This window comes from Bradyrhizobium sp. JHI2711, from assembly GCF_056156565.1.
Genome location: NZ_JBPZPT010000006.1, coordinates 44,646 through 64,881, shown reverse-complemented (window position 1 = coordinate 64,881; position 20,236 = coordinate 44,646). Strand labels below are relative to the sequence as shown.

Annotated in this window: 22 protein-coding genes; 20 read left to right on the top strand and 2 right to left on the bottom strand. The window is 64.9% G+C overall.

Annotated features, from left to right (window positions below; translation table 11 throughout):
* Nucleotides 1–11 precede the first annotated feature (11 nt).
* The 13 genes from rplR (at nucleotide 12) to ACTEK7_RS33105 (ending at nucleotide 9,408) form a co-directional block, all read left to right on the top strand.
* On the top strand, nucleotides 12–374 hold the full coding sequence (gene rplR, locus ACTEK7_RS33165) for a 50S ribosomal protein L18 (protein WP_024342458.1): 363 nt from the start codon (nucleotides 12–14) through the stop codon (nucleotides 372–374).
* 44 nt (nucleotides 375–418) lie between these two features.
* Nucleotides 419–1,012 (top strand): 30S ribosomal protein S5, encoded by a 594-nt coding sequence (gene rpsE / locus ACTEK7_RS33160; protein ID WP_025036985.1) that lies wholly within the window; start codon nucleotides 419–421, stop codon nucleotides 1,010–1,012.
* A gap of 25 nt (nucleotides 1,013–1,037) precedes the next feature.
* Entirely contained in the window at nucleotides 1,038–1,232 is a 195-nt protein-coding gene (gene rpmD, locus ACTEK7_RS33155; RefSeq protein ID WP_225147670.1) for a 50S ribosomal protein L30, read from the top strand.
* Between the two features lie 75 nt (nucleotides 1,233–1,307).
* On the top strand, nucleotides 1,308–1,793 hold the full coding sequence (gene rplO / locus ACTEK7_RS33150; RefSeq protein WP_036011044.1) for a 50S ribosomal protein L15: 486 nt from the start codon (nucleotides 1,308–1,310) through the stop codon (nucleotides 1,791–1,793).
* A 149-nt stretch (nucleotides 1,794–1,942) separates the two neighbouring features.
* Nucleotides 1,943–3,274 carry a preprotein translocase subunit SecY gene (gene secY, locus ACTEK7_RS33145; protein ID WP_036011045.1) on the top strand — a complete coding sequence of 444 codons (1,332 nt, stop codon included), beginning with the start codon at nucleotides 1,943–1,945 and terminating at the stop codon, nucleotides 3,272–3,274.
* On the top strand, nucleotides 3,271–4,482 hold the full coding sequence (locus ACTEK7_RS33140) for a preprotein translocase subunit SecY (RefSeq protein WP_225147669.1): 1,212 nt from the start codon (nucleotides 3,271–3,273) through the stop codon (nucleotides 4,480–4,482). The genes secY and ACTEK7_RS33140 overlap by 4 nt, the downstream gene beginning before the upstream one ends.
* Entirely contained in the window at nucleotides 4,479–5,336 is an 858-nt protein-coding gene (locus ACTEK7_RS33135) for an adenylate kinase (RefSeq protein WP_036011049.1), read from the top strand. Before ACTEK7_RS33140 ends, ACTEK7_RS33135 begins: the two co-directional genes overlap by 4 nt.
* Before the next feature lie 187 nt (nucleotides 5,337–5,523).
* On the top strand, nucleotides 5,524–5,892 hold the full coding sequence (gene rpsM / locus ACTEK7_RS33130) for a 30S ribosomal protein S13 (protein WP_008549231.1): 369 nt from the start codon (nucleotides 5,524–5,526) through the stop codon (nucleotides 5,890–5,892).
* Nucleotides 5,893–6,023: 131 nt separating this feature from the next.
* Nucleotides 6,024–6,413 carry a 30S ribosomal protein S11 gene (rpsK, locus tag ACTEK7_RS33125; RefSeq protein WP_007603045.1) on the top strand — a complete coding sequence of 130 codons (390 nt, stop codon included), beginning with the start codon at nucleotides 6,024–6,026 and terminating at the stop codon, nucleotides 6,411–6,413.
* 114 nt (nucleotides 6,414–6,527) lie between these two features.
* A complete protein-coding gene (locus tag ACTEK7_RS33120) occupies nucleotides 6,528–7,559 on the top strand; it encodes a DNA-directed RNA polymerase subunit alpha (RefSeq protein WP_036011050.1) in 1,032 nt (343 codons plus the stop codon).
* 148 nt (nucleotides 7,560–7,707) lie between these two features.
* Nucleotides 7,708–8,124, top strand: coding sequence for a 50S ribosomal protein L17 (rplQ, locus tag ACTEK7_RS33115; protein ID WP_025036979.1), 417 nt, complete (start codon nucleotides 7,708–7,710; stop codon nucleotides 8,122–8,124).
* Between the two features lie 188 nt (nucleotides 8,125–8,312).
* Nucleotides 8,313–9,101, top strand: coding sequence for an SDR family NAD(P)-dependent oxidoreductase (locus tag ACTEK7_RS33110; protein ID WP_109143365.1), 789 nt, complete (start codon nucleotides 8,313–8,315; stop codon nucleotides 9,099–9,101).
* Between the two features lie 10 nt (nucleotides 9,102–9,111).
* Nucleotides 9,112–9,408: a DUF1330 domain-containing protein gene (locus tag ACTEK7_RS33105; protein ID WP_225147668.1), complete on the top strand. Its 297-nt coding sequence runs from the start codon at nucleotides 9,112–9,114 to the stop codon at nucleotides 9,406–9,408.
* Nucleotides 9,409–9,502: 94 nt separating this feature from the next.
* Here the strand turns inward: ACTEK7_RS33105 and ACTEK7_RS33100 are convergent, their stop codons facing one another.
* Complete coding sequence (locus ACTEK7_RS33100; RefSeq protein WP_225147667.1) at nucleotides 9,503–10,516, bottom strand: zinc-binding alcohol dehydrogenase family protein; 1,014 nt, start codon at nucleotides 10,514–10,516, stop codon at nucleotides 9,503–9,505.
* 123 nt (nucleotides 10,517–10,639) lie between these two features.
* Between ACTEK7_RS33100 and ACTEK7_RS33095 the strand changes: the two genes are divergently transcribed.
* Complete coding sequence (locus tag ACTEK7_RS33095; RefSeq protein WP_036011060.1) at nucleotides 10,640–11,014, top strand: winged helix-turn-helix transcriptional regulator; 375 nt, start codon at nucleotides 10,640–10,642, stop codon at nucleotides 11,012–11,014.
* 120 nt (nucleotides 11,015–11,134) lie between these two features.
* On the opposite strand, the gene ACTEK7_RS33090 is transcribed toward ACTEK7_RS33095, so the two are convergent.
* A complete protein-coding gene (locus ACTEK7_RS33090) occupies nucleotides 11,135–12,748 on the bottom strand; it encodes an OprO/OprP family phosphate-selective porin (RefSeq protein ID WP_074448164.1) in 1,614 nt (537 codons plus the stop codon).
* A gap of 312 nt (nucleotides 12,749–13,060) precedes the next feature.
* Here ACTEK7_RS33090 and ACTEK7_RS33085 point away from each other — a divergent pair, with 312 nt between their 5' ends.
* The 6 genes from ACTEK7_RS33085 to ACTEK7_RS33060 all read left to right on the top strand — a co-directional run bounded on the left by ACTEK7_RS33085 (nucleotide 13,061) and on the right by ACTEK7_RS33060 (nucleotide 20,194).
* Entirely contained in the window at nucleotides 13,061–14,467 is a 1,407-nt protein-coding gene (locus ACTEK7_RS33085; RefSeq protein ID WP_036027581.1) for a DegQ family serine endoprotease, read from the top strand.
* Complete coding sequence (locus ACTEK7_RS33080; protein ID WP_036027579.1) at nucleotides 14,464–15,801, top strand: replication-associated recombination protein A; 1,338 nt, start codon at nucleotides 14,464–14,466, stop codon at nucleotides 15,799–15,801. The genes ACTEK7_RS33085 and ACTEK7_RS33080 overlap by 4 nt, the downstream gene beginning before the upstream one ends.
* 52 nt (nucleotides 15,802–15,853) lie before the next feature.
* Nucleotides 15,854–17,068 carry an RluA family pseudouridine synthase gene (locus ACTEK7_RS33075; RefSeq protein ID WP_036041468.1) on the top strand — a complete coding sequence of 405 codons (1,215 nt, stop codon included), beginning with the start codon at nucleotides 15,854–15,856 and terminating at the stop codon, nucleotides 17,066–17,068.
* A 414-nt stretch (nucleotides 17,069–17,482) separates the two neighbouring features.
* Nucleotides 17,483–18,268 (top strand): ATP12 family chaperone protein, encoded by a 786-nt coding sequence (locus tag ACTEK7_RS33070; protein WP_225147666.1) that lies wholly within the window; start codon nucleotides 17,483–17,485, stop codon nucleotides 18,266–18,268.
* A 64-nt stretch (nucleotides 18,269–18,332) separates the two neighbouring features.
* The gene (gene fliK / locus ACTEK7_RS33065) at nucleotides 18,333–19,934 is read left to right on the top strand and encodes a flagellar hook-length control protein FliK (RefSeq protein WP_225147665.1); all 1,602 of its coding nucleotides are present in this window, start codon (nucleotides 18,333–18,335) and stop codon (nucleotides 19,932–19,934) included.
* Nucleotides 19,931–20,194, top strand: a complete 264-nt coding sequence (locus ACTEK7_RS33060) for an EscU/YscU/HrcU family type III secretion system export apparatus switch protein (RefSeq protein WP_025036968.1) — start codon at nucleotides 19,931–19,933, stop codon at nucleotides 20,192–20,194. Before fliK ends, ACTEK7_RS33060 begins: the two co-directional genes overlap by 4 nt.
* Nucleotides 20,195–20,236 lie beyond the last annotated feature (42 nt).

Below are 20,236 nucleotides of genomic sequence, written 5' to 3'. Positions count from 1 at the left end.
CGGAGCCGGTCATGTCGAAAGCCAAGGTTACGAATGCCCGGCGCAAGCGGAGTGTGCGGCTGAAGCTGCGCCGTTCCGCCGGCGGCCGTCCGCGCCTGTCGGTGTTCCGCTCTTCCAAGCACATCTACGCCCAGGTCATCGATGACCTGAAGGGCGAGACGCTGGCCTCTGCTTCGTCGCTCGAGAAGTCGATGCGCGACGGCGGCAAGACCGGCGCCGACATCGATGCGGCGAAGGCGGTCGGCAAGCTGCTGGCTGAGCGCGCTGCAGAGAAGGGTGTCAAGGAGGTCGTGTTCGATCGCGGCAGCTATCTCTATCACGGGCGCGTCAAGGCTCTTGCCGATGCAGCGCGTGAGAGTGGGCTGAGCTTCTAACAGAATTTGAGGATTGAGGCGTAAGTCTCTGAAGGATTAGAAAAATGGCAGAACGCGAACAACGTGGTGGACGCGATCAACGCGGCGGCGGACGTGAACGCAGGGAGCGCGAGGAGCGCGACAGCGAGTTCGTCGACAAGCTCGTCCACATCAACCGCGTGGCCAAGGTCGTCAAGGGCGGCAAGCGCTTCGGTTTCGCAGCGCTGGTCGTGATCGGCGACCAGAAGGGCCGCGCCGGCTTCGGTCACGGCAAGGCGCGCGAAGTGCCTGAGGCGATCCGCAAGGCGACCGAGTCCGCCAAGCGCAACCTGACGCGGGTGTCGCTGCGCGAGGGCCGCACGCTCCATCACGACATCGCCGGCCGTCATGGCGCGGGCCGTGTCTATCTGCGTGCAGCTCCGGCCGGTACCGGCATCATCGCCGGTGGCCCGATGCGCGCCGTGTTCGAGACGCTCGGCGTCCAGGACGTGGTGGCGAAGTCGATCGGCTCGTCGAACCCGTACAACATGGTGCGCGCGACCTTCGACGCGCTCAAGCACCAGGATTCGCCGCGTTCGGTCGCAGCCCGCCGCAACATCAAGGTGTCCACCCTCCAGTCCCGTCGTATCGGCGGCGATGCCGAGGCGGCCGCCGACTAACGGAAGCTTTTCGGAGTAGACTCCCATGGCCAAGACCGCAAAGACGATCAAGGTCGAGCAGACCGGCAGCGCGATCCGCCGCCATCACTCGCAGCGTTCGACCCTGATCGGGCTCAAGCTCAACAAGATCGGCCGCACCAGCGAACTGCCGGATACCCCGGCGGTCCGCGGCATGATCGAGAAGGTTCACCATCTCGTCCGCATCATCGACGAGAAGTAAGCAAAGGCGCACGGTCCCGGAGAGCGGGAAGCGGTTTTCGGTGAAGATCGTGCGCAAGACACAAGGAGAAGGGCGATGAAGCTCAGCGATATCGCCGACAACGCCGGCTCGCGCAAGAAGCGTATGCGCGTCGGCCGCGGCATCGGTTCCGGCAAGGGCAAGCAGTCCGGCCGCGGCGGCAAGGGCCAGACCGCGCGTTCGGGCGTGCGCATCAAGGGTTTCGAAGGCGGCCAGATGCCGATGCATCGCCGTCTGCCCAAGCGCGGCTTCAACAACATCTTCCGCGTCGAGTTCGCCGAGATCAATCTCGACCGGCTCCAGGAAGCGGTCGACGCCAAGAAGATCGACGCCGGCAGCGTCGTCAATGTCGAGGCCCTGGTGAAAGGCGGCGTGCTGCGCCGCGCCAAGGGCGGCCTGCGGCTGCTCGGCCGAGGCGAGCTCAAGTCCAAGCTCAACATCGAAGTGCACGGCGCCAGCAAGACCGCGATCGCCGCGGTCGAGAAGGCCGGCGGTTCGGTGAAGATCCTCGCCCAGCCCAAGGAAGAAGGCGAGGCGGCGTAACAACTGCGTCATTGGCCCGCGCCTCGCGGGCCTTTACGCATGCGGGACGTGGACTTATCGAAGCCGAGCCCCAGATAATGTCCGGCGTCCGCTAATTCAGCCCGGCCGCGGGCATCAACGGCGCAATAGGCGGCGGGAGAAAGTCCAAGATGGTCTCTGCAGCGGAACAACTGGCAGCCAATCTCAATTTCGGCGCGTTTGCCAAGGCCGACGAACTGAAGAAGCGCATCTGGTTCACCCTGGGTGCGCTGCTCGTTTATCGGCTCGGGACCTACATTCCGCTGCCCGGCATCGACCCGAGCGCCTGGGAACAGGTGTTCCGCTCGCAGGCCGGCGGCATCCTCGGCATGTTCAACATGTTCGCCGGCGGCGGCATCAACCGCATGGCGATCTTCGCGCTGAACATCATGCCGTATATCTCGGCCTCGATCATCATCCAGCTGTTGACCACAGTGTCGCCGCAGCTCGAAGCGCTGAAAAAGGAAGGCGAAGCCGGCCGCAAGACGCTGAATCAGTATACCCGCTATCTCACGGTGATCCTGGCCGCGTTCCAGTCCTACGGCATCGCGGTAGGACTTCAGGGCGCCGGCAATGTCGTCAGCGAACCTGGACTGTTTTTCCTGCTCTCGACCTCTATCACGCTGACCGGCGGCACCATGTTCCTGATGTGGCTCGGCGAGCAGATCACCTCGCGCGGCATTGGCAACGGCATTTCGCTGATCATTCTCGCCGGCATCGTCGCCGAGTTGCCCGCGGCACTCGCCGGCATGCTCGAGCTCGGCCGTCAGGGCGCGATGTCGACCGGCCTGATCCTGGTCGTCATCATCATGGCCGTCGTCGTGATCGCCTTCATCGTCTTCATGGAGCGCGCCCAGCGCCGCCTCTTGATCCAGTATCCGAAGCGCCAGGTCGGCAACAAGATGTTCGAGGGCCAGTCCTCGCATCTGCCGCTCAAGCTCAACACCTCCGGCGTGATCCCGCCGATCTTCGCATCCTCGCTGCTCCTCTTGCCGACGACGGTTGCGAACTTCAACACGGGCAGCGGGCCGGAATGGTTCCAGTGGATCACCACACAGCTCGGCCATGGCCGTCCGCTGTTCCTGATCATGTATCTGGCGCTGATCGTGTTCTTCGCCTTCTTTTACACCGCGATCGTGTTCAACCCGACCGAGACCGCGGACAATCTGAAGAAGCACGGCGGTTTCATTCCCGGCATTCGCCCGGGCGAACGCACCGCGGAATACATCGACTATGTGCTGTCGCGCATCACCGTGCTGGGTGCGATTTATCTCGCCATCGTCTGCTTGATCCCGGAAATCCTGATCTCCTACGCTTCGGTGCCGTTCTATTTCGGCGGCACCTCGCTGCTGATCGTCGTCAGCGTCACCATGGACACGGTGGCGCAGGTCCAGGGCTATCTGCTGGCGCACCAGTATGAAGGTCTGATCCGCAAGTCCAAGCTGCGGGGCCGCCGTAGATGAGCAGGGAGCTCGCGCGCCGAATCGCTTTCACGATCGGCGCGCTGCTCCTTTTCAGGCTCGGCACGCAGATCCCGATTGCGGGACTGAATCTCTCCGACGTCTCGCCGGCGCTGGATCTCGTCTCCCGGCTTTCGATCTTTGCGCTCGGCCTCATTCCCTATCTGACTGCGGCAATCTTGATCCGGCTGCTGTCCATGGTGTGGCGCGGCCTGAGTTCGCTCGAACGATCCGGCGAGGGCGGACGGCGTAAGATCGCACGTGCCACGCTCGGGCTCACACTCGGAATTGCGGCCTTTCAGGCCTACGGCATCGCCTCGGCACTGACGTCGATCCCGGGCCTCGTCAAAAATCCCGACGGCTGGTTCGTGACGACGGCTACGGCCTCGATGGTCGGCGGCGTCGTCGTGCTGGTGTGGCTCAGCGAACAGATGACCCGCTACGGCATCGGCAATGGCTTGGCGCTGATCTTGAGTGCCGGCTTCATCGTCGCCGTTCCGCAAAACATTGCCGGTATCGCGGATCTCGTGCGGAGCGGGACGATCTCGGGCAATCTTGTGCTCGGCCATGTCGTGTTTTGGATCGCGATCGTCGTCGTGATCGTGCTTGTCGAAGGTGCGCGGCGAAATATCCGGGTCCAGTTCGCAGCACAAAGCGTCGGTACGCGGCAACTGCCTGTGCGCGATGCAATACTGCCGATTAAGCTCAACAGCGCCGGGTTCGTGATTCCCGTCACCGTGGCGCCGTGGATATTCTATCTGCCGCTTGCCTTTGCGGGCTTCATCCTGGGAGGCGATCATCCCCTGGTTGCCGCAACCTACCGGCATCTCCAGCTGGGGCAGCCGGCGCACCTCATTCTCGTGTCGATCGCCGTGTTCGTGCTCGCCTTCGTCTACACTGCTTATGTGATCGATCCCGAATACACCGCCAAATCCCTGACCCGCCATGAGGGCGCAATTCCCGGTGTCGGTCCCGGCGAGGCCACCGCGGACTATCTCGATCGCGTCGTGTCATTGACGACAGTCGTCGGAGCCGTCTACCTGACGGCGTTGCAGTTGATTCCGGAGGTGTTCGAGCTTTACGGGATCGGGCTGCCTTATAGTATGGTCGTCAATGGTGGTGCAGTGCTGGTTGTGGTTTGCACCGTCCTTGATATCAAAACGCAGGTGCGCGAGGTGTCGCTCACCAATCCGGGGGGCGTACGCCGATGAGAATTATACTTCTGGGACCGCCGGGGTCGGGCAAGGGGACCCAGGCCCAGCTCCTGGTGCAGCGCTATGGCATCGTCCAGCTCTCGACTGGCGAGATGCTGCGTGCCGCGGTTGCGGCCGGCACCCCGGTCGGGTTGAAGGCCAAGGAGATCATGGCGAGCGGCGGCCTCGTGCCCGATGACGTCGTGGTGGGAATCATTTCCGACCGCATCGAGCAGCCGGACGCCAAGAGCGGTTTCATCCTCGACGGTTTCCCCCGCACCGTGCCGCAGGCCGAGGCGCTGGACGAGCTGCTCAAGCGCAAGCACCTCAAGCTGGACGCGGTGATCGAGCTCCGGGTCAATGAGAGTGCGCTTCTGAGCCGCGTCGAGACCCGCGTCGCCCAAATGCGGGAGCGCGGCGAGGAGGTCCGGCTCGACGATACCCCGGAGGTCCTGACCAAGCGGCTGGCCAGCTATCGCAGCCAGACGGAACCGCTGATTCACTACTATTCCGAGCGGCGGAAACTCTCGACCATCGACGGCATGATGACCATCGACGAGGTCACCCGCGCCATCCATCGCCAGCTGCTGGCTCTGGGGGCGGTCGAGCCCAAGACGCATGCCCGGAGCGCCGCCAAGGCGGCGCCGGCTAAAAAGGCCCAGGCGGGGAAGAAGGCGGCGGCAAGGCCGGCAAAAACGGTCAAAAAGGGCGTCAAATCGGCTAAAAAGGCCGCCAAATCGGCGGTGAAAGGCCCAAAGAAGGCGGCCAAGAAAGCCTCCAAGAAAGCCGTCAAGAAAGCAGCCAAGAAGTCGGTCAAAAAGGGTGCCAAAAAGGCCGCAAAAAAGGTCACGAAAAAGCGAGCCAAGCGCTAGCAGCGGTTGACGAAAGCCCCCGGAATCCCTTAATAAGCCCCGCATCCAAGTCGGATAGTTTCAGACGATGCCGGGCCCCAGGAAGACCGGGGGTGGGCGTCGTGTTCGCGTTTGTGAACACCTGCCCGAGAAAGCAAGCACTTAAAGCCCGATCCCTGACGAGGGATCGGCAACAGGAGAGAAGGCCGTGGCCCGTATTGCCGGCGTGAACATTCCCACCAACAAGCGCGTGCTGATCGCGCTCCAGTACATCCATGGCATCGGCCAGAAGATCGCTGGTGAGATCCTCGAGAAGGTGAAGATCCCCGTGGATCGTCGCGTCAATCAGCTCAGCGACGCCGAAGTGCTCCAGATCCGCGAAGTGATCGACCGCGACTATCTCGTCGAGGGCGACCTGCGTCGTGAGGTCGGCATCAACATCAAGCGTCTGATGGACCTCGGCTGCTATCGCGGCCTGCGTCATCGTCGCGGTCTGCCGGTGCGCGGTCAGCGGACCCACACCAATGCGCGCACGCGCAAGGGCCCGGCCAAGGCCATCGCCGGCAAGAAGAAGTAAACTGGCGAATCGGACGTGGCGAGTGGCGAGTAGGGGGCTTCCCTATTCGCCACTCGCTACTCGCTATTCGCTTCCATAGGTGTAGCCGCTGGCATTACGGCGGCGTTTGAGATCTTCAGGAAAGGGACTCAATGGGCAAGGAAGCCACCCGCGTTCGTCGTCGTGAGCGCAAGAACATCGCCTCCGGCGTCGCGCATGTGAACTCGTCGTTCAACAACACGACCATCACCATCACCGACGCGCAGGGCAATACGATCGCCTGGTCCTCGGCCGGCACGATGGGCTTCAAGGGCTCGCGCAAGTCGACCCCGTATGCCGCGCAGGTTGCCGCCGAGGACGTGTCCAAGAAGGCGCAGGAGCACGGCATGCGCACGCTGGAAGTCGAGGTCGCCGGTCCCGGTTCGGGCCGCGAATCGGCGCTCCGCGCGCTCCAGGCTGCCGGCTTCACCGTCACCTCGATCCGCGACGTGACCACGATCCCGCACAACGGCTGCCGTCCCCGCAAGCGTCGGCGCGTTTGATTTTGACGAGCTGCGGGCGCGTCGGCGCCCGCGGCGACTTTGCAAGAAGCCGCGGGAATGATCTGCGGCCTTTCTCCAACGCCAGTATTTGCACCGTCAAATTGACTGGCCTGTATGGGTGAAACAGTGACGATCCAGAAAAATTGGCAAGAACTGATTCGGCCGAACAAGCTCCAGGTCACGCCCGGCAGCGATTCCTCGCGTTTCGCGACCATCGTCGCCGAGCCGCTCGAGCGTGGCTTCGGCCAGACCCTCGGCAATGCGCTGCGCCGCATCCTGCTCTCCTCGCTCCAGGGCGCGGCGGTGCAGTCGGTGCACATCGACGGCGTGCTGCACGAGTTCTCCTCGATCGCGGGCGTCCGTGAGGACGTCACCGACATCGTGCTCAACATCAAGGACATCTCGATCAAGATGCAGGGCGAGGGCCCCAAGCGCATGGTCGTGAAGAAGCAGGGCCCGGGTGTCGTCACCGCGGGCGACATTCAGACCGTCGGCGATGTGGTCGTGCTCAACCCCGATCTGCAGATCTGCACGCTCGACGAGGGCGCCGAGATCCGCATGGAGTTCACGGTCTCGACCGGCAAGGGCTACGTGCCCGCCGAGCGCAACCGTCCCGAGGATGCGCCGATCGGCCTGATCCCGGTCGACAGCCTGTACTCGCCGGTCCGCAAGGTCTCCTACAAGGTCGAGAACACCCGCGAGGGCCAGATCCTCGACTACGACAAGCTGACCATGACGATCGAGACCAACGGCGCGATCACGCCGGATGACTCGGTGGCCTACGCCGCCCGCATCCTGCAGGATCAGCTCAACGTGTTCGTCAACTTCGAAGAGCCGCGCAAGGAAGTCGCCCAGGAGATCATCCCGGACCTCGCCTTCAACCCGGCCTTCCTCAAGAAGGTGGACGAGCTCGAGCTGTCGGTGCGTTCGGCCAACTGCCTGAAGAACGACAACATCGTCTACATCGGCGACCTCGTGCAGAAGAGCGAGGCGGAAATGCTCCGCACCCCGAACTTCGGCCGCAAGTCGCTGAACGAGATCAAGGAAGTGCTGGCCCAGATGGGTCTGCACCTCGGCATGGAAGTACCGGGCTGGCCGCCGGAGAACATCGACGAGCTCGCCAAGCGCTTCGAGGATCATTACTGAGCGAATGGCGAGTAGGGAGTGGCGAGTAGGGGAAGAAGATCTATTCGCTACTCACCATTCGCCACTCGCAGCCTAGGGCGAACGCAGGAAGCCCACCTGAAAACCAGTCGCTGAACCACCGCGACACAATCGAAGAAGGACTACACACATGCGTCACGGCAAGGTTCATCGGAAGCTCAACCGCACGGCCGAGCACCGCAAGGCGATGTTCGCCAACATGGCGGCCGCGCTGATCAAGCACGAGCAGATCGTCACCACGCTGCCCAAGGCCAAGGAGCTTCGCCCGATCGTCGAGAAGCTCGTCACCCTCGGCAAGAAGGGCGGCCTGTCGCTGCGCCGTCAGGCCATCTCCGAGCTGCGCGACGTCGACATGGTCAAGAAGCTCTTCGACACGCTGGCGACCCGCTACAAGGACCGTCAGGGCGGCTACACCCGCATCATCAAGGCCGGCTTCCGCTACGGCGACAACGCCGCGATGGCCGTGATCGAGTTCGTCGATCGCGACGTCGATGCCAAGGGCCAGGATTCCGGCCCGGTGCAGGAGAAGGAAGCCGAGGCGGCGTAAAGCCCGATCGGCATGACGTTTCAAGAGCGGCGCCTTTGGCGCCGCTTTTTTGTTGGAACGGTCGGGTGGACAAAGGCGCTCTCTTGGCGCCCCGTGCCCCCATTCACGCTCCTCACGCGTCGGTGAGCCCCGATTGCAGCTAAGGGAGCCGCTTCCGATATCTCCATCCGCATCCATGGAGATATCGCATGAAGATCGACCTTTCCGGAAAAACCGCCCTCGTCACCGGCTCGACCGCCGGCATCGGCCACGCCATCGCCAGGGGGCTCGCCGGCTCCGGCGCCAGCGTCGTGATCAACGGCCGCGGCCAGGACAAGGTCGATGCGGCGGTGCGCAGGTTGGAAGGGACGGGCGCCAAGGTCCGCGGCATCGCGGCCGACGTCTCGACCGCGGCAGGCTGCAAGGCACTCGTTGCGGCGCTGCCCGAGGTCGACATCCTCATCAACAATGCCGGCATCTTCGAGCCCAAGGATTTCTTCGACATCTCCGACGAGGACTGGAGCCGTTTCTTCGAGGTCAACGTGATGAGCGGCGTGCGGTTGTCGCGCGCCTACATGAAGGGCATGCTGAAGCGCAATTGGGGCCGCATCGTCTTCATCTCCTCGGAATCCGGGCTCAACATTCCCGTCGAGATGATCCACTACGGCATGACCAAGACGGCCCAGCTTTCGGTGGCGCGCGGCCTGGCGCAGCTCACCAGCGGCACCGGCGTCACCGTCAATTCCGTGCTGCCGGGCCCGACCATGTCGGAGGGCGTCGAGACGTTCGTCAAGGATCTCGCGAAGCAGAACGGCCAGTCCGTGGACGAGGCCGCCGCCAACTTCGTCAAGCAGCATCGCCCGAGCTCGCTGCTGCAGCGTTTCGCCAGCGTCGACGAGATCGCCAACATGGTGGTCTATGTCGCCTCGAAGGAGGCATCCGCCACCAACGGCGCAGCGCTGCGCGCAGAAGGTGGCATCGTCAACACGATCGCCTGAGGAGATGCGCATGGCGGCCTATGTGATCTCGGAGGTCGAGGTGCGCGATCCCGAGGACTTCAAAACCTATCGCGCACTTGCCGCCAGGACGGTCGCGCAGTACGGCGGGCGCTATCTCGTCCGCGGCGGCAAGGCCGAGCTTGCCGAAGGCAATTTGCCGCCAAAGGCCATTATCATCGTCGAATTCGCGTCGATGGGGCGGCTGAAGGAATGGTACGCCTCGCCGGAATATGCCGAAGCGCTCAAGTTGCGGCAGACGGCGCTGGAGCGGCGGCTGTTGTTCGTTGAAGGGACACCGGTGCCGTAGGGTGGGCAAACCGAAGCGTGCCACCATTGTCGCGACTAGAGAGAGATGGTGGGCACTGCGCAAGTGCGCCTTGCCCACCTGACGAAGCCTTAGCCTACCACCCCTCCAGCACGATCTTGCCGCGCGACTTGCCGCTTTCAAGCAGCGTGTGCGCGCGCTTCAGGTTGGCTGCGTTGATTGTGCCGAAGGTCTGGTCGAGTGTGGTGCGCAACACGCCCTTGTCGATGAGGTCGGCCACGTCATTGAGCAGATGATGCTGCGCGATCATGTCAGGCGTCTGGAACGAGGAGCGCGTGAACATCGATTCCCAGTGCACCGAGATTGCCTTGCCCTTGAATGCGGCAATCGTGAACTCCGGAGGATCATCGATCAGGCCGAACTTGCCCTGCGGTGCCATGAATTCCGCAATCGCCTTGTAGTGCTGGTCGGTAAAGGTGAGGCTGGCCACGAGTGCGACCGGCGGCAGGTTCAGTTTCTCGATCTGCTCCTTCATCGGCTTGCCATGGTCGATCACCGCATGCGCGCCGAGATCGAGGCACCATTTCTGCGACTCCGGCCGTGTCGCGGTGGCGAGCACCGTCAGCCCGGTGAGGCGGCGGGCGAGCTGGATCAGGATCGAGCCGACGCCGCCGGCGCCGCCCGTGATCAACAGCGTGCGCGGATCGACGCTCTTGCCCGGCACCGCACCGAGCCGGTCGAACAGCAGCTCCCAGGCGGTGATCGAGGTGAGGGGAAGAGCGGCGGCTTGGGCGAACGACAGGCTCTTCGGTTTGGCGCCGACGATGCGCTCGTCGACCAGATGGAATTCGGCGTTGGTGCCCTGGCGCAGGATCGAGCCCGCGTAGAACACTTCGTCCCCTGGCTTGAACAGCGTGACCTCAGACCCGACCGCATCGACCACGCCGGCCGCGTCATAGCCGAGGATCTTGGTCTCGCCCTCGGGCGGGGCGGCGCGCTTGCGCACTTTGTAGTCGACCGGATTGGCCGAGATCGCTTTCACCGCGACGCGGATGTCGCGCCCTTTGGGGTCGGGTTTAGCGGTCTCGAAATCGAACAGTGATTCCGCGTCCTCGATCGGAAGCGATTTCTTGTAGCCGACGGCTTTCATGGCGTGTCTCCATCAGATGGCTTTGTTCGCCCGCTGCCCTAACTGTCGCTCTGGCTCCGATTTGGCAAGTACTGTAAATTTGGGGATATAGTCCCTGTTTGGATACTATTGGGAAAAGGCCGCATGAAACGCCGTAATTTCGCCCGCCGTCCAGGCTGCTCGGTCGAGGCGACGCTGGACCTGATCGACGGCAAGTGGAAGGGCGTGATCCTCTACCATCTGCAGAGCGGCACCCAGCGCTTCGGCGAATTGCGCCGCCGGATGCCTGGCATCACCCAGCGCATGCTGACGAAGCAGCTGCGCGCGCTGGAGGAAGACCGGCTCGTCATCCGCAAGGTCTATGCCGAGGTGCCGCCGCGGGTGGAGTATTGCCTGTCCGAACTGGGCGAGAGCCTGAGGCCCGTGATCGACATCCTGAAGGCCTGGGGCGAGAGCCACCAGGAGCGGTTGTCCTGCGCGCCGCCGCCCGTGGTCGTGAAGAAGAAGCGCGCGGCGTGATCGTTCGGGAGCGGACGCTGCCGCTCCCGAACGAGCGCGTTCTAAAGCGCGATCGCGCTTTAGGTTTTGTTTGAGCATGATCTTTTCGGAAAACCGCTTCACACTTTTCCGGATCATGCTCTAGAACGCGAACTGCGTGCGCATCGCGACCGCGTCGAACTTCGAGCCGACGTCGGCGGTCGAGATCGGCGAGGCCTGTCGCGACACCGTGCCGTGCAGATAATCGAGCATGAAGCGCACGTTGCCGTTGACGTACCAGTTGAGCGCGAGCGTATAGACGGTCTGCCGGCCGCCTGCGACGCCGCTCGCGGTCGCGAGCTGATCGTTGAGGTCGATCGTCGAGAACCGTCCTGCGATCTCCCACGCGCCCCAGCCGCCGCCGTCGAGCGAGAACGGATGTGCCGGCTTGACGCCGCTATAGGCCGCGTTCGCCGCATTGTAGGAGCGGCCTTCGCCGGTCAGCACATAGCCGGCCTGCGCGTAGCCGCCTTGGAATTTCAGGCTCGGTGCACCCGTCAGCGGCACGGCCGTGTTGGCGGTGCGATCGACATTGTACCAGAAATACTCGCCCTGGACGATGAACGGACCGTAGGTCGCCGCCGCCTCGACGCTGTAGACCTGCGCGCCCGAGGCATTGGCGATAGCGCCGGTCGAGATCAGCGTGGTCGGGTCGAGCCGCAATTCCGGACGATCGCTGAGCGTGACCGTCTGGGTGTTGGCGATGAGATTGCGCGGCGGCTGGATCAGCCATTGCGCATTGGCGCCGATATGCACCGAGTAGTCCTTGGTGCTGATCGGATTGCCGGCGACGCGCGCCACGGCACCATATTGCTCGCTGGTGCCGGGCGGCGCCGCGCTCGAGGCGGAATGGATCGCACCGGTCGTCGGTCCCGTGACATAGCCGCCGATCCAGAGCTGGTCGTTGAACCAGCGCGCACCGGCTGCGGAACGGAAGTCACCGGCGGCGATGTTGGTCGCGATCACGCCGGGCGAGGCGCGCTCCATGAACATGATGTCGTTCGAGCTCGTGGCTTCATCCATGGTGTAGGGCAGGTCCATGATGCCGGCCTCGATCGCCATCTTGCCGCCGAACGGCTTCAGGCCGGTATAGCTGATATAGGCGTTCTCGACGCCGGAGACGCCGCCGCCGGGCAGCGATCCCGGCGCGGCGCCGCCAAATCCGTCGGACGAGCCGCCGAAATCGTAGACCAGTGCGAAATTCCAATCGTGGAAGAACTTGCCGGTGACACCGATGCGCGCGCGGCGGACGTTCTGGCCGCTATCGAGCTTTTGCGGCACGGTGGCCGCGGTGTTGGGACGATAGTCATAGCCGCCGACATCCCAATGCAGGCGGCTGGTGATGGCGACGCAGTTGGCCTGGTCGGCGGTGCAGATCGTCGGCCGGTTGTTCGGCATCGTCACGACGACGCCGGACGCCGGCGCCGGCCCCTTGACGGGGATTGCCGCGTTGGCATTGGCCACCGCGGCCTTTGCCTCCGCGCGCGCCTCGGCCTTTGCCTCTGCCTTGGCTTCGACTTTCGCCTTTGCTGCGGCTGCCGTGTTCGCCGCGGTCTGGCTCTGCAGCTTGTCGAGCTTCTGCTCGAGCATCTTCAACTGCTGCTTCAACAGCGCGATCTCCTGCTCGCTGCTGCTTGCCGACTGGGCCTGGGCCTGCGAGGCCGCCAGCGCGCCGGCGAGACCAATCGCGGTGGCCGCAATTCTTGTTCTGCTCACGTTACGCTCCATCATCTGACTGTTTTCCCCAAGTCGCGAACGGAGAGCCTAGGTGTGATCGATGACTGCCCCGCGACGCTGCGAGCGGTTGCGTCGGTTCCTACTGATGCAAATTCGCCGCAACCGAATCCGCCTCACACCACCATGCAAGATGACGCACATCATGCCAATCCGCCGCCGGGCAAATGGCCGATTCGCACGGCACCCTTGCATCCCGGACACGGCTTCGAGGCGGCCGAATATTGCCCTCCGGCGCTCTTCTATTGGGGGGCGAACGCGCCTATATTCCGGCGTCATTTCCAAGAGGTAGGAATGTTTCGAGCGACCTGGACTGCCGCCCTTACGGCGCTGTGCATAGCCTTTTCGGCCACCTTCAATCCGACTGCAGCGCAGGACCGTCGGGTCCCGTCGTCGCCGGCCGAGCTGCGGATGTCCTATGCGCCGATCGTGCAGCGGGTGCAGCCGGCGGTCGTCAACGTCTATGCCGCAAAGGTGGTGCAGAACCGCAATCCGCTACTGGACGATCCGATCTTCCGCCGCTTCTTCGGCGTGCCGGGCCAGCAGCCCGAGCAGATGCAGCGCTCGCTCGGCTCCGGCGTCATCGTCGATGCCTCCGGCCTCGTCGTCACCAACGTCCACGTCATCGAGGGCGCCGACCAGGTGAAGGTGTCGCTGTCGGACAAGCGCGAGTTCGAGGCCGAGATCCTGCTCAAGGATTCCCGGACCGATCTCGCCGTGCTGCGCCTGAAGGACAGCAAGGAGAAGTTCCCGACGCTGGACTTCACCAATTCCGATGAGCTCTTGGTCGGCGACGTCGTGCTCGCGATCGGCAATCCGTTCGGCGTCGGCCAGACCGTGACCCAGGGTATCATTTCGGCGCTGGCGCGCACGCAAGTGGGCATCACCGACTATCAGTTCTTCATTCAGACGGATGCGGCGATCAACCCGGGCAATTCCGGCGGCGCGCTGGTCGACATGGGTGGCAAGCTCGCCGGCATCAATACCGCGATCTATTCGCGCTCCGGCGGCTCGCAAGGCATCGGCTTTGCGATTCCCGCCAACATGGTGCGCGTCGTCGTCGCCTCCGCCAAGAGCGGCGGCAAGGCGGTGAAGCGGCCCTGGCTCGGTGCGAAATTGCAGGCGGTGACGCCCGACATCGCCGAGAGCCTCGGCTTGCGCTCGCCGACCGGTGCGCTGGTCGCGAGCGTGGTGTCGAACGGTCCGGCGGCGAAAGCCGGCCTGAAATCCTCCGACCTCATCACCGGGATCGACGGCCAGATCGTGGATGATCCCAACGCCTTCGACTATCGCTTCGCAACCCGTCCGCTCGGCGGCACCGCGCAGCTCGACGTGCAGCGCGGCGGCAAGTCGGTGAAGCTCACGGTAGCGCTGGAGACCGCGCCCGACACCGGGCGCAACGAGCTCGTCGTCACCGCGCGTTCGCCGTTCCAGGGCGCGAAGGTTTCGACCATCACGCCGGCCGTCGCCGATGAGCTGCGTCTGGATGCCGACACCGAAGGCGTTGTGATCACCGATATCGGCGGCGATACCGCGGCTGCGAGTGTGGGCTTCCAGAAGGGCGACATCATCCTGGCCGTCAACAATCAGAAGATCAGCAAGACCGGCGACCTCGAGAAGGCTGCAGGTGAACGGGCACGGATCTGGCGCATCACGCTGGTGCGTGGTGGCCAGCAGATCAACGTCACGCTGGGCGGATGAGTCCGAAGCGACCAACGGAGACACCGACTCTCTTTGCTGCGGCGGGGCTCGAACACGATGCTCCGCATCCGCTGCCGGACCGGCTGCGCCCGCGCACGCTGTCGGAGGTCGTCGGCCAGGATCACATCCTCGGCCCCGATGGTGCGCTGACGCGCATGCTGGAGACGCGCACGCTCGGCTCGCTGGTGTTCTGGGGCCCGCCCGGCACCGGCAAGACCACGGTGGCACGGCTCCTGGCTGACGCGACGGATCTGCATTTCGAACAGATCTCGGCGGTGTTCTCCGGCGTCGCCGACCTCAAGAAGGCGTTCGACGCCGCGCGTGCCCGCCGCGAGATGGGCAAGGGCACGCTGCTGTTCGTCGATGAGGTGCACAGATTCAACCGCGCCCAGCAGGATTCGTTTCTGCCCGTGATGGAAGACGGCACTGTCGTCATGGTCGGCGCTACCACCGAGAACCCGTCCTTCGAGCTCAATGCGGCGTTGCTCTCGCGTGCGCGCGTGCTGGTATTTCGCTCGCTCGATGCCGCCGCGATCGAAAAGCTGTTCGTGCATGCCGAAGCCGTCGAGGGCAGGAAGCTGCCACTCGATGCGGAGGCGCGCGCGGTGCTGGTGCGCATGGCCGACGGCGATGGCCGTGCGTCGTTGACGCTCGCCGAAGAAGTCTGGCGTTCGGCGCGGGCGGACGAGATTTTCAATGCCGCGCAGCTGCAGGAGATTCTGCAGCGCCGCGCGCCGATCTACGACAAATCGGCCGACGGCCACTACAATCTCATCTCGGCGCTGCATAAATCGGTGCGCGGCTCCGATCCCGATGCCGCGCTGTATTACCTCGCGCGCATGCTGGACGCTGGCGAGGACCCGCTGTTCCTGGCCCGCCGCGTCGTGCGCATGGCGGTCGAGGACATCGGGCTGGCCGATCCGCAGGCGCTCGTCATCGCCAATGCCGCCAAGGACGCCTTCGACTTCCTCGGCCATCCCGAGGGCGAGCTCGCCATCGCCCAGGCCGTGGTCTATCTCGCCACCGCGCCGAAATCGAACGCGGTCTACACCGCCTTTGGCAGCGCGATGCAGGTCGCCAAGCAGGCCGGCTCGCTGCTACCGCCAAAGCACATCCTCAATTCCCCGACCAAGCTGATGAAGTCGGAAGGCTACGGCTCCGGCTACGCATACGACCACGATGCGCCGGACGCCTTCTCAGGCCAGGACTACTTCCCGGAGGCCCTGGGCCGCCAGACCTTCTACGACCCGCCCGAGCGGGGTTTTGAACGCGAGATCAGGAAGCGGCTGGATTACTGGGCCAAGCTGCGCAAGGAGCGGGGCGGCTCGCCCTAGAAGCGGCCATTTCGTCGTGACGGAAGGCCGCTTTTAGGGTACGCAGGCAACCATGAGCCGCCGCATCAAGAGAATGAACCCAAAGCCGCGCTCGCGTGACGAGCGCGACGACTCGCGGCCGCATCAGGCGCGTAGCGCGAAGAAGGCCGGACCGCGTCCGGGTGGCAAGCCCGGCGGTAAGCCGCCGCGCTTTGTTGGCGAGCGCGCCGAGCGGCGTCCGCCCAAAGCGGTCCAGGAGAGGCCTGCGCCTGAAAAGTCGGTCGAGGCGCTGCTGCCGACCAAGGTGCAGACCGTCACGGTCACGGCCGACGAGAACAACATGCGCGTTGACCGTTTCCTGGAAGCGCGCTTTCCCGGCCTGTCGTTCTCCCACATCCAGCGTGTCGTGCGCAAAGGCGAGCTGCGTGTCGACGGCAAGCGCGTCGACAGCAAAGACCGGCTGGAGGAGGGACAGAGCGTCCGCATCCCGCCGCTCAAGCTCGATGCGCCGAAGGTCGTCGGCGAGCTCTCGGAGGCCGCGCAGAAGACGCTGAAGGCGCTGAAGGAGATGACGATCTGGGAGGACGACGACGTCCTCGTCCTGAACAAGCCGGCCGGCCTTGCCGTGCAGGGTGGCTCGGGGATGACGCGGCACATCGACCAGATGCTGGAGGTGATGCGCGATGCCAAGGGCCAGAAGCCGCGTCTCGTCCACCGTATCGATCGCGAGACCTCGGGCTGTCTCCTGATCGCCAAGACGCGCTTCGCTGCCTCACACCTGACCGGCGCGTTCCGCTCGCGCTCGGCGCGAAAGGTCTATTGGGCCTTGGTGCCGGGCCTGCCGAAGCCGAAGCAGGGGCGCATCTCGACCTTCCTTGCGAAGGAGGAGGGCGAGGACGACACCATCATGCGCATCGCCCAGCATGGCGATGAGGGCGCCAGCCACGCGGTGACGTACTACGCCGTGGTCGAGACCGCCGGTAACAAGCTGACCTGGGTGTCGCTGAAGCCGGTGACGGGCCGCACCCACCAGCTGCGCGCCCACATGGCCCATATCGGCCATCCCATCGTCGGCGATCCCAAATATTTCAACATCGAGAACTGGCAGCTGCCCGGCGGCTTGCAGAACCGGCTGCATCTGCTCGCACGCCGGATCGTCATCCCGCATCCGCGCGGCGGCGTGATCGACGCCACCGCGCCGTTGCCGCCGCACATGCAGCAGTCGTGGAACCTGCTGGGTCTGGACGCAACCAGATTTGATCCGATCGAGAACGCGCCTGAAGAATAGTGAGGTTGAATAGGGGCGCCTGGCGCACGACATGTTCCCCCATGAGACGATTGTCGATCTGCTTTGCGCTCTTGGCTACTCTGTTGGTAGAGCCGGCCGCCCGCGCGCAATATGTCTCGCCGGACGCGCGCGGCTCGCTCCACCGCTGCCTGCGCCGCCACCGCCGCCGAAGATCGAGGTGCCCAAGGTTCCGCAGTTTGACGCGCCGCCGCGCTACAATTACCAGCCGCCCCCGCGCAATTCGTTCAGCGATCGCGTCACGAAATGTCTTCACGACGGCGCAGCCGCAGGACTGGGGCCGGCCGATCGCGGCACGTACGCGCGCATGTGTGCGAACTAGCAGCACTCCTGGTCCTACTGGCGAGGTCGTGACGACACTGGTAATTCGACTGACGACAGGAACAAAAAAACGACATGCGCGAATTGTTCGAAGAAGCAGCAAGGCAGCCCCCGCCTGATCCCCGGGAATCGGCGCGCGCGTCCGCGCGCACGCTGCTGCGCAATCGCTTCTACAAGGAGGCCGGCGTCGTCGATGCCGAGGGCGGCTTCGCCATCACTCTCGACGGCAAGCCGATCCGTACGCCCTCCGGCCGCCAATTGGTGATCCCGACGCGCGCGCTCGCAGATAGTGTCGCCGCGGAATGGTCCGCCCAAGGCGAGGCGATCGATCCCGTGACCATGCCGTTGACGCGCATCGCCAACAGCGTGGTCGAGGGCGTCGTCGATCGCGTCGAGCTCGTCAGCGACGACCTCGCCAAATATTTCGAGTCCGACCTGCTGTTCTATCGTGCCGGCCACCCTGAGGGACTGGTCGCCGGGGAGGCCGCGCATTGGGATCCTGTGCTGTCCTGGGCGGCGCAGACGCTGGGTGCGCATTTCATCCTGTCCGAAGGCGTCATGCACGTGAAGCAGCCGGACGAGGCGGTGAAGGCCGCACGGGCCGCGCTGCCCGGCGACCCCTGGTCGGTCGCCGCGCTCCACATGGTGACCACCCTGACCGGATCGGCGCTGCTCGCGCTGGCGCTGGACCAGGACGTGCGCGATGCCGACCAGGTCTGGGCCGCCGCCCATGTCGACGAGGACTGGAACGTCGAGCAATGGGGCTTGGACGAGGAGGCGGCTGCCCGCCGCGCTGCCCGGCTGAAGGATTTCCAGGCCGCTGTGACGGTTCTGGCGGCGGTGAAGCGGCCGGCCATCTGAGGTCCTTAACGAGAGGTTTACGAGGCGGCGGTTACGGTAGCCGGCATTCCCTAGGGCTGCCGAGATGCCGACGCCGGTCACCCCCATCGCTCCCGTCAACGCCGCCAGCCGCCCGGCTGATGCGGCGACGCCGGATCTCGTGCTTCAAGCCGGCAGTGTCGTCGATGCCAGGGTGGTCAGCGTGCTCGCCGACAATCTGGTGCGGATCGCGATCGCCAACCTGGCGATGGACGTGATGTCGGAGGTGGCGCTGACGCCGGGGCAGAATCTTCAGCTCGCGGTCTCGCAGAGCAACGGCACCATTCGCCTTGCAGTCATGGCCGGGGCGGGCGAGGCGGCGGGAGATCAGGTCACGCTGACCCCGCGCGCGGCCTCGCTGGTGGACAGCCCGCCGCTGGCGCCGTCGGTGGCGACGGCACGGAACACCCTCACTCCGTCCGAGCAGGTCGCCGTCCAAACGGCCTCTGCCGGGGCCGTGACCAAACAGGGCAGCCAGGCGCCGCTGTTTGCCAACCTGGCCTCCGTCGTGACGAGCAGCAATCTGCCCGCCGGGCTGAAGCAGGCGGTGCTCGACGTGCTGGCGCAGCAGACGCCGCTCAACACCGCCCTCGACGGCGGTGATATCGAATCCGCCTTCCAGAAATCCGGATTGTTTCTCGAGTCGTCATTGGCCGCAGGCACGACACCGTCCTCCGGCGCAATCCCGGACTTGAAGGCCGCACTGCTGGTGTTGCGCCAGACCCTGGCATCGACCTCCGGCGCGGCGCAGGCAACTGCGTCAGCTGTGCCGTTGCCGGCGAGTGCTGCGGCCACGACGCAGACCGCAGCCTCCGCGCTGGCGGGCGAAACGGCACAAGCGGCGTCGCCGGAACTCGCTCAACCGGCGCAAGCGTCGCGCGGCGCGCTCGCTGCCGCCGTGCTGTCCGATGTGGCGGGCAACCATCCGCAAGCCCTGCTGTCGCGAACCATGTCTGCCGGCCTTGCCGCGAGCTTGCTGCAGGAGGTCACCGAAAACCTGCCGCGCCTGACCGGCAACGTGCCGGGCTCCAACAAGTCCGTGCCGGACGCCCATATCTTCGAGGCGGCCGCACAGCCGACACCTCCACCGGTCCGCGGTGCGCTGCCGGCGCCTCAGCCCATCGCCGCGCCGTCGCTCGCACCGGATACGCCGCTGGCTGCGACCGTGCATCGTCTGCTCGATGACACCGATGCCGCGATCGCGCGGCAGACGCTGTTGCAAATTGCCTCGCTTCCCGATCGCACCGACGCCAGCGGCCACCGCATCGATCCGGCCGTGCCGCAGTGGAATTTCGAGATTCCGTTCGCGACCCCGCAAGGTACCGCGATGGCGCAGTTCGAGATCTCGCGCGACGGCGGCAATGAGTCGGGCGATCCCGCCAAGCGCGCCTGGCGCGCGCGCTTCTCGCTCGATGTCGAGCCGGCCGGACCCGTGCATGCGCTGATCACGCTGAACGGCGACAAGACCTTCGTTCGGATGTGGGCGGAGCGGCCGGTCACGGCGCAGCAGCTCCGCGCCGGCATCGGTGAGCTCAGCCAGGCATTGACGAAGGCCGAGCTCAAGCCCGGCGATATCGTGGTCCGCGACGGCACGCCGCCGGCTCCGGCGCCCGCTCGCGCCGGCCACTTCCTGGATCGCGCCACATGAGCGATCCCTCCAAGCTCGCGATCGCGCTGCATTACGAGAAGGGATCTGGCGCGCCCGTCGTCGTCGCCAAGGGCAAGGGCACGATCGGCGAGAAGATCGTCGAGATCGCCAAGGCCCACGACATTCCGATCGAGGAGAACGAGGTTCTGGCCGGCGCGCTGTCGAAGGTCGAGCTCGGCGACGAGATCCCGCCAGATCTCTACAAGGCCGTCGCCGAGGTGCTGGTGTTCGTGCTGCGGCTGTCGGGCCGGGGGCGGTAAACACAACCTGTCATCGTTTCAACACTTAGCGGCTGCATGGTC